Origin of the sequence: Vibrio sp. 1562, assembly GCF_033340155.1 — a bacterium.
Lineage (GTDB): Bacteria > Pseudomonadota > Gammaproteobacteria > Enterobacterales > Vibrionaceae > Vibrio > Vibrio alginolyticus.
In genome coordinates this window covers 1-516 of the sequence record NZ_JAWOVY010000780.1, presented here as the reverse complement: position 1 = coordinate 516, position 516 = coordinate 1, and the positions used below count along the sequence as shown (strand labels likewise).

Sequence of the window (516 nt, the reverse complement as noted above, 5' to 3'; positions counted from 1 at the left end):
CAGTGGCTCATCGATTTGGATATGGCCTTGCCAACTCGTCACATCGGCATGAGGCGTAACCCAGTACAATTTGTTTTGGAAGCGTCGGATCTCTCCTTGTTTGAGTTTAAGTTTTGGATTGGCATCTTGTTGCGCCAATGCCACTTCTTGCCAAATCAAGCGCAATTGAGTTTGACTCGGCATATTGGCATTCCATTTACTCAACCACATACGAATCAAACGCGCTTGAGCTAATTCACTATGGATAGCTAACTCATCAATACTTAAGCTCAAATCCGCCTGTAGAGCACGCGCAAACACCGAACCTAGGAGCTCATCCAATAACGATTCTTGCTGAGCACATAAGCTTGCGCTTCGTTGCACGGCTTGATGAATACTCGGCCAACGCTCAGACAACTCAGGGACGATACGATGACGTAAAAAATTTCGATCGTAGCGCGTGTCTTGGTTACTTTCGTCTTCTACCCATTCCAAACCAATGTTCTTCGCCGTCGCTTCTATCTGCTCGCGCTTGGT

The 516-nt window shown here is 46.9% G+C and carries 1 protein-coding gene; it reads right to left on the bottom strand.

Annotated features, from left to right (window positions below):
- The coding region (locus R7Z49_RS27615) for a TilS substrate-binding domain-containing protein (protein ID WP_318112848.1) at window positions 1–516 on the bottom strand (516 nt) is incomplete at both ends.